This is a genomic window from Flagellimonas oceanensis (assembly GCF_003992595.1).
Classification (GTDB): domain Bacteria; phylum Bacteroidota; class Bacteroidia; order Flavobacteriales; family Flavobacteriaceae; genus Flagellimonas; species Flagellimonas oceanensis.
Map to the genome: position 1 here is coordinate 1 of NZ_RZNA01000033.1, position 8,721 is coordinate 8,721.

The window sequence follows — 8,721 nt, forward strand, 5'->3', positions numbered from 1 at the left end:
AACGGTTCGGCTATGATTCCGTTGCGGAGAAATTCGGCAGAATTTCGAGGTATGGAATCAAGCCAGATATAAAAGTAGTGAATTTTGGGGTTGTACCTGTGCCGCAATGGATTATAGCCATTGTTGGCCGACGTGGCGAACGTGGACGTTGGAGTTTTGCCCGAAGAACACTTTGCGCGCTTGGCTTTTGTCTCCCGTTTTTTTTTGTCCGAGTTGTGTCCGACCACAGTTTTTTTCAGCGTGCAGCTTTTCAGTTCCGATCGTGCGTCCGAGTGAGTTCGGCATAACCATTTTTTTTTGCGCAAACCTGCTCCAAAGGGAGACAAAAGTGGGAGAGAAGCGGAGTTGTTTTTTTTAATAACCGCGCTGATTGGGTCCTGCTTGGTGGTTTTCCCGCTATGGCGGCCAACGGTCTTGTATATGAAAAGTAGCAGATTTGTATGTGCCATTTTTCAGTTGAAAACAAAGATAGCAGAAAAGAACCAAACTTTTAGTTTAGCTCTTAACTGCTATTTTTTATATACGTTGTTACCCACTGGCTTTATTCCGTTCTGCTTTTCAATTCCGATATTTTCTTAAATGTTCGGATTGAGCGTTGGCAAGACATACTCTTTTGCAATTTTTGATGGCGTGGTGGCTTTGAGCGAATTGCAAATGTGTATGGCTTTTAGTAGGGATTAACTTGCACAACAACTCAATTTAGAAACATCTTTTCCAAAAGTAATTGCTGCTAATTTGATTCCTTCTCCAAGTGTCAAATATGGATAAAAACTTTCAGCCAAATCTTTTACTGTAATTCCAAATTTAATAGCCATACTTAATTGTTGGATGAGTTCACCACCTTCTGGTGCTATTACTCTTGCTCCAATTAATTTATCCGTTTCCGTATTACGAATCAACTTTATAAATCCTCTGGTATCTTGTGCAGCTAAAGCTCTTGGTACATGTGTTAGATCTAATTTTGATATTTCAAAAGGAATGCCTCTTGATTCAGCTTCAATTTCATCCATACCTGCTCCCGCAATTTGAGGGTCTGTAAATACTACCCAAGGTAATGATGCATAATCTACACTTTGTTTTGATAATGAAAATGCATTATTAACGGCTGTACTGCCTTCGGTTGCTGCTGTATACACAAATGGCGGTGTATTAGTGACATCACCAGCTGCATAAATATTGGAAATATTAGTTTCCATTTTTTCATTAACCACAATATGCCCTCTTTCTGATAATTTTAGGTCTATTTTTTTTAGACCTAATTTAGACGTGTTTGGCGTGGTTCCTGTCGCGACAACAATATGTCCTTTTTCAACAATTTGTGTTGTAGAACCATCAGGACAGTTACAATGAATAATAGTATTGTTGCCCTCTTTTTCAAATTTAAAGGCTCTAAAATTTGGAAGAATTTCAATGCCTTCACTTTTCATTTGTTCAACTAAAACACCAGTAATGTCTTCGGTTTGACTTCGTAAAGGTCTATCTGTAAATTCAATGATGCGCACTTTTACACCTAAACGATTATAGGCCATTGCTATTTCCAACCCTATGTAACCTGCGCCCATAATGGTTAGGCTTTCTGGTTTTTCTTCTAAATCGAACAAAGACACATTAGTTAAATACCCAACTTCATTTAATCCTTCGATATTAGGTATGTTGGTGGTTGCTCCCGTGGCTATTATAATATTGGTTGCAGTGAACTTGTCTTTTCCATCTACAAGAATGGTTTTAGTATCCACAAACTCTGCCCATCCCTTGAGCATGGTCAAGCCTTTAAAATCACTGACCACATCCATATATTTTTGTTGTTGTAATGCAGCAACTAAAGCTTTTTTATCCTTGATAACTTGTGCGAAATCAATGTCAACGCCTTTTGGTTTTATTCCTGCAAAATTAGAATGTGTAGCGTGGTAAGCTGTTTCGGCAGCTCGAATTAGATTTTTAGAAGGTACACAACCTACATTAACACAAGTGCCACCAAAATCTAAACCACCATTTACCATAAGCGTGGTAAGCCCTAAACTTTCGGCTTTTATGGCTGCTGAAAATGCAGCAGAACCACCTCCAATTACGATTAAATCGAATTGATTTTTTCCTTTGTTGGACGCTTTATCTGTCGTGCTATCCGAAATTGAATCACAACAATCCTCTTTTTCATTGCCTTTAACAACCGTATACTTACCAATGCTATTTACAGCGTTAATCAATTCCTCTTTATTCAACTTGGCAGTATCAAAAGTAAATTCTCCTTTACCAGTTTCGTGGTTCACAGAACTGATTAGAATACCATCTTTTTTATTGATATCCTTTTCGATATGTAATGAACAGCCACTACAGGTCATTCCTTCTATCTGTAATGAAACAGTTTCTGTTTTTTGAGATAACTCGTTTTTCTTTTTAAATAAATTCTTCATATTAAAAATGATTTGTTTTTATGTGGTGCTTAATAAATATAGGTGATTATTTTTAACAACATTTTAAGCCAATTTTATTCGATTCAAACAGATCTTCCAAGGTTAATATCTTGCCATTTGCATTGCTGTCAAGCCATTGTTTTGCGGTTTGTTCGCTTGCAAAAAAAGAAACGTGATTACAGAAGGAGCCTCTGATATTGCAAGAGTCCATTTTTTCAACCAAAGAGAGAAATATTGGATACGGATTAGATGATACCAAATGATCACAGTCAATATTCAACTCAATTAAAGAATTGTCAATTGGGTCTTGAGATATAATTTGGGACGAAACATCCAGCCATTCGGTAAACAATATAGCGTCTAATGCACACCAAGTATAAAGTGTTTTGCCTTGCACTATAAACTTGTGGTTAGTAGGTGTGATCGACAAACCAGAAAAGGCTGTAATTTGGTTATTTTCATTTAGCTCTCCTAATAATTCCAACAGTGAATCAGCTTTCTCTTTAGTTGCATCGATAAGTGCATAAAATGTTGTTTTTGGCAGTGGATTGCCTTTAAGTAATTCCCTTTGGACATTCACGATAAAATTATTATCATCAAGTTGAATTTCAGATAACATGGTGTTTAATTGTTTGTCCAAATATTGCTTTGCTGTTTTCATTTTGTATATAATTTAGATTATGTTTATTTCATTTTCCGCACGAAGAAAATGCTGATCATTTTAACAAGTCGTACCTTGTCTGTTCTTTAAACTTAATGCCTTCAAATCGAAATAAGTAATACCAATATCACCGATGTCTTCTAAATTGAAAATGTCGTTGACCAATTCCGTATGGTTATCAAGATGAGTGCCTATAAGTGGAAATTGATTGCTAAAATTTTCCGTGAAAAGTATGTACTCATTTGAGCTAATTTTGTTTTTAAGAAGCCGATGTGCTATTATTAAATCTTTACCAAAGAGTTTACAATAGTCTTTTACCATTACAGAACCAAGTTGTCCAAAATGGAGTACAAATTTTAATGAAAGCTTATACAGTTTTTGGCAAGACCCACACATACATTTCGATAGTTTAAATTCATCTATTCTCTGATGGAATTTGTCGAACATCAATTGACATTGATTAATGATTTCCGTTGCTGAATATGGAAATTCATAACTGTAAAATAAAATAGCATCGCCTTCGATTTCAGACACTTTAAAATTTAGTATATTATTTTCTAAAATTGATTCGAGCAATAGTGCAATTTTTTCCTGACTATGCCTAATTTCAGAAGTGGCAATGTATTTGGTAAACCCACTAATATCTGGTATAAGAATAAGTGCTGGGTTACTGGTGTGACAAACTTCCATTTTGATATCTTTTTTTAAATTAAGTACTGTATTTTCAGTCCATTTAAAAGCTAACTAGCGATTATCATTTTGAGTTTTAAACCCTATTTTCTTTTTAAATTTTATAACTAATTTTTCTTGAGGTTTAAGAAACTCTTCAATAATTTTTTTACAGTCACTGATGGGCTGTCCAATAAGTTTATCAATTAATTCTTTTGGTGGATTTTGCAATTCACAATCTCCAATTTCTATGCAACAATCCAAGTGGTCCGGATTGAACAATTCTTTATTTGTGTTTTTCATATTATAAAGTATTTAATTAAATGCTTAAATACAAAAAAATAAAATTGCCCCGAGGAAGTCTCTTCGGGGAATTTTCTTTAGGTCAAACTTTATTTTTGACAACTTCTGCCTTAAACCCTTTCTCTTCTATGATAAGCTTTAAGGCTTTGATACTTGTTTTTGAATCGTCAAACTCAATAACAGCAATATCTCCAGGGTACTCAACCGAATGTTCTAAAACACCATCTACTTCTTTTAATGCATTGTAAATAGCATTGGAACAACCTGCACAGGTGATACCAGTAAGCTTTAAGGTCACTGTTTTAACATTTTTGCTTGCTACTTCATTTAAAACTTCTGTTTTGCTACTTTGTGCGTTTGCCTGAAAGGAAATTAAAAACAACGCTAGAATTGGTACTACTAATAGTTTTTTCATGATTTTTATTTTATAATTATTTCTGTTTTACAACTTTATAGCCAGTAGAATTTATGGCTTTTTCAATAGCTGCTTTCGAGGTTTTGGTTTTATCAAATTTAACCTCAGTGTTTTCATTTTCATAAGAAGGGATTACATCTAAAATCCCGTCCAATTCATTAACTGCGTGTTTTATGGTTTCTTCACAGCCAGTACATGTCATTCCTTGAACATTAAATTTTATGGTTTGAATATCTGATTGATTAACAATGACAATTTCTTTTTTGTTATCTGGATAAAATATATGAGAATAATAAGGAAAGCTAATTGAAATAGCTGCAAACAATGTAATGCCTATTAAAAAGCCTTTGGTTTGATACCATTTTGGTTTTGCATCAACTTCGCAACAGTCATCGGCTTTTTTGGGTTTTAAGTAAGCATACCAAGCATAGCCAATAGCTATTACAGCTAAACCTATTAAATAGGGTCTAAAAGGTTCCATCCAAGATAGTGCAGATGCACTTCCTCCAACGCCAGCTATTAATGCTATAACAGGTGGTATGCAACAAGATGATGCTGCTACAGCAGCAAATAAACCTGTGTATGCTGCATTTTTTGATGTTTTTTCTGTTTTCATTTCTTTATAAATTATGCTGTTTTTCTAATTAATTCGATAGATTTAAAAATGCTAATAAATATCTCTGTTTCATCTTTATTTAATGAATAATAAAGTGTTTGACCATCTCGTCTTGAATTGATTATTCCTGCATCTTTGATTTTACGTATATGTTGTGAGATCGCAGGAACACTCATTTTTAGTATATCAGCTAAATCACAAGGACATAGTTCATTTTCTAAATTCAATAAATAAAGAATTCTCAATCTTACATCGCTTCCTGCAATTGATAAAAGTTTTGTCATTTTTTGAAAACTCCCTTCCATATTATCCAATGCCTCCATACAGTTTTGTAACTGCTTATGGTTGGCTTCCGCTCTTGTACAGGTTATTTCTAATTTCATAAGTTATGTTTTATAGGTACAAACATATAATTAATTATGTATTTAAGCAAATACTTAAATACATAATTACGAATTTTGGGAAAGTTTTAGCTCTTTTGGTTTTTAGAGCGTTGGATTTATGTGTTGGGAAAAACCGAAAGTGCTAAAATATGCGGCTGGTTTTCAGCTTGTGGGTAACGGTCAAGTATAAAAGCAGTAGCGGATTTCAAGGCATTTACCTTTCCGACATCACAAAAGTTTGTTAGATGTACAGACCTTGAATTTACCACTTTACCCGCTATTGCTTTTATACAATGTTGTGGGTAGTACTTACTTTATATACCCATGTTCTAAGTTCAAAATTGAGTTTCTGTCATCAAACTGATTATTGAATATTTTATTGAAAGAGAAGGATAATCCTACTTGAAATCTATGTTGGCTTTTGCCTAACAAAGGAGTTAACTCACCTCTGTTTTCGTGATATCTGTATTGAACCAATAAATCAAAATTGTTGCCTATTCTGTAAAACATATTTGAAATAAGAACATACTGATTGGCTCCACCATTGATCTCAGGTAATGACTTGTAACCACCACCTAATGATATCTGATAATTAGGTCGTTCAAGTTTCCTGTTTAAATAACGAACCATTCCAAAAAATGATTGGCTTTTGCTCCTTGTATAATCATCATAACTCGTTATATCTGAAATACCATCAATCCCAAAATTTGTTATGTTCATTAATTTAAAATCAACGAAATGAACAGGATCAGGGTGAATATTTAACGCTACATAGCTGGCTAGATTACTTAAATAAGTGTTTGAGCCTGGTGAATTCGGGTTTTCAATGTCAAAGTTTACCGAACTTACCCCAATTTCTTTTATAATTTCCCTTTTCCAAACCTGACTTTCAGGCACTCTATAAACTATTGAACCTCCTATACCATTTAAAGAATAGTCATTCGGGTTACTGAAAGATTGATAGTTTTCACCATGTAATGTTACATATAACCGATTCTTGAATATACGGGTGTACTCAAGAACATTTGCATATTGGTTGTCTTCTGTGTTAATGCCACTTGAGAATGGATTTAAAATATAATTAAACTGCATTACATCATCATCACGAAAAGTAGTAAACGAACCCAATGTTGTTTGGGTAGTTGTGCGCCCAATTGTGATTATATTCTTTTTATTTTCAATTCTCACCATTATTTGATTGTAGAAAACCTGACCCAGTCCGGTATTGGCATCAGGAAAAGAAAATCCCAAAACCATTTGACCTCTCCATCCCTTATATAGTTTCTGTCTAGCACCAATCATAAAATAACTATCCGAAAAATCGGAAATCGTTCTCTCTCCTTCATTCAACACTGGAATGTTTAAGGATGGAGTGCCTTTGTTTGAAAAATAATTGCCTGTTGTAATGGTTTTAAAGCCAATTTCTATTTCGGGTAATAAATCTTCACCTCTTCCTTGACCATATCCTTGCATAAATATTAACCCAAGGAATACTATTGTTAATTGATATTTTTTCATTTCTTCTTTATTTATTGGTTATTATTCGTCTAAAGCAATTTTGGGTAGCTTGTCATCGCCCATTAGCATACTCTTCATATTTGAATTCATATTCATCCCTGTATTTTTATACATTGGGTTTCCAGAATACTTAGAGATAATCAATTCATCTTCAGGTAAATCTTCATAAACCAGAGCTAACAAATTTCCACCTGGGTACAGACCATTATTAGTTACTTTTCGTGTGTCATGGTCATGGAATGTCCATATACCTCTATTGTTTCCTTCGATAATAATATCGTAAGTCTTTCCTGGTGTAAGGGGTACTGTGTTTCTTTTCCAAGGTTGTGGTATAGGAATACCATCATCAGCTACCATCCAAAAATCATGACCATGTAAGTGTAAATTATGTATTTCAGCACCAGCATTTATGAGTCGAACACGGATGTTTTCACCAGATTTAATGAAAAGATATGGTGTATCAGGATAAGATTTTCCATTTACTGTAAACCAATCAGCCTGTGGAATTCCTGCAGGTGCACGTCTGTTTAAAGCGTATGGTGGTTCCCATCCATTTTTAATAGATTCATTTAATTGGTCATGATTATTAAAGACTGCCCAACGTTCATGGTCAAATCTTCCTTTACTCATTAAATAAGAACGTTCATCCATGCGCTCCAACATTCTATTCATTTCTTGCCTGATAAAATTTACATCGTGGGCAGAATAAATTAATGTATATTCTCTCTCGTAAGGGAATTGCTTTTTAATGGTATCATTAGGGTCTTCAACTATTAAACTACCGAACATGCCAGCTTGCATATGTAAAACGGTTCCCCAATGACAATGATAAAAATGGGTCCCTATAGGTTTTGCTTCAAATTCATAAATAAATTCATTATTGGGCATTACACTTAGTTGTGTTACCATTGGTACTCCGTCCATACGCCAAGGCACATGCATTCCATGCCAATGAATGGTGTGATTTAATTTTGACTTATTCTTAAATTTAACCCTGACTTTATCACCATAATTCACTCTGATTTCTGGCCCAGGCACCATATCGTTAAATGCCAATGTGTGAAATGAGAAACCTGGTGCCGGTTCTTGTATTTTGACATCAACATAAAGTTCAAACTCTTTCCATTCTCCATCTTGTTTGAATGGTAAGGGTTGTGGAAATTTTGTCTTTAATAATTCTTTGCTCTCCTTAGCGAGCAGATTACCCGGGAAAAATATCATCCCTGCTGTGCTTAATGCACCTGTTGCAATGAAATCGCGTCTGTCCATAATTATTGTATTTATTAGTTCATAATGTAATTAATTGTTTCTTAATTTTTATTTTGTATTACCCACAACGGTTCGGCTATGATTCCGTTGCGGAGAAATTCGGCAGAATTTCGAGGTATGGAATCAAGCCAGATATAAAAGTAGTGAATTTTGGGGTTGTACCTGTGCCGCAATGGATTATAGCCATTGTTGGCCGACGTGGCGAACGTGGACGTTGGAGTTTTGCCCGAAGAACACTTTGCGCGCTTGGCTTTTGTCTCCCGTTTTTTTTTGTCCGAGTTGTGTCCGACCACAGTTTTTTTCAGCGTGCAGCTTTTCAGTTCCGATCGTGCGTCCGAGTGAGTTCGGCATAACCATTTTTTTTTGCGCAAACCTGCTCCAAAGGGAGACAAAAGTGGGAGAGAAGCGGAGTTGTTTTTTTTAATAACCGCGCTGATTGGGTCCTGCTTGGTGGTTTTCCCGCTATGGCGGCCAAC

11 protein-coding genes are annotated in these 8,721 nt (G+C 34.9%); all 11 read right to left on the reverse strand.

Annotation, left to right across the window (positions count from 1 at the left end; genetic code table 11):
- Positions 1–449: hypothetical protein (locus EO132_RS19450; RefSeq protein WP_205780343.1), on the reverse strand; the 449-nt coding region annotated here is incomplete at its 3' end.
- A gap of 228 nt (positions 450–677) precedes the next feature.
- Positions 678–2,411 carry a mercury(II) reductase gene (gene merA / locus EO132_RS09125; RefSeq protein WP_127137558.1) on the reverse strand — a complete coding sequence of 578 codons (1,734 nt, stop codon included), beginning with the start codon at positions 2,409–2,411 and terminating at the stop codon, positions 678–680.
- Positions 2,412–2,463: 52 nt separating this feature from the next.
- On the reverse strand, positions 2,464–3,072 hold the full coding sequence (gene merB / locus EO132_RS09130; RefSeq protein ID WP_127137559.1) for an organomercurial lyase: 609 nt from the start codon (positions 3,070–3,072) through the stop codon (positions 2,464–2,466).
- A 60-nt stretch (positions 3,073–3,132) separates the two neighbouring features.
- Positions 3,133–3,762: a DUF2652 domain-containing protein gene (locus EO132_RS09135; RefSeq protein ID WP_099543801.1), complete on the reverse strand. Its 630-nt coding sequence runs from the start codon at positions 3,760–3,762 to the stop codon at positions 3,133–3,135.
- 54 nt (positions 3,763–3,816) lie between these two features.
- Positions 3,817–4,044 (reverse strand): hypothetical protein, encoded by a 228-nt coding sequence (locus tag EO132_RS09140; RefSeq protein ID WP_099543803.1) that lies wholly within the window; start codon positions 4,042–4,044, stop codon positions 3,817–3,819.
- A gap of 82 nt (positions 4,045–4,126) precedes the next feature.
- Positions 4,127–4,459, reverse strand: a complete 333-nt coding sequence (locus EO132_RS09145) for a heavy-metal-associated domain-containing protein (protein ID WP_127137560.1) — start codon at positions 4,457–4,459, stop codon at positions 4,127–4,129.
- A gap of 16 nt (positions 4,460–4,475) precedes the next feature.
- Entirely contained in the window at positions 4,476–5,075 is a 600-nt protein-coding gene (gene merTP / locus EO132_RS09150) for a mercuric transport protein MerTP (protein WP_127137561.1), read from the reverse strand.
- Between the two features lie 11 nt (positions 5,076–5,086).
- The gene (locus EO132_RS09155) at positions 5,087–5,458 is read right to left on the reverse strand and encodes an ArsR/SmtB family transcription factor (protein WP_009780794.1); all 372 of its coding nucleotides are present in this window, start codon (positions 5,456–5,458) and stop codon (positions 5,087–5,089) included.
- 309 nt (positions 5,459–5,767) lie between these two features.
- Complete coding sequence (locus tag EO132_RS09160; RefSeq protein WP_127137562.1) at positions 5,768–6,976, reverse strand: hypothetical protein; 1,209 nt, start codon at positions 6,974–6,976, stop codon at positions 5,768–5,770.
- A gap of 21 nt (positions 6,977–6,997) precedes the next feature.
- A complete protein-coding gene (locus EO132_RS09165) occupies positions 6,998–8,245 on the reverse strand; it encodes a multicopper oxidase family protein (RefSeq protein ID WP_094998234.1) in 1,248 nt (415 codons plus the stop codon).
- A gap of 41 nt (positions 8,246–8,286) precedes the next feature.
- On the reverse strand, positions 8,287–8,721 hold a 435-nt coding region (locus EO132_RS19455; RefSeq protein WP_205780344.1), incomplete at its 5' end, for a hypothetical protein.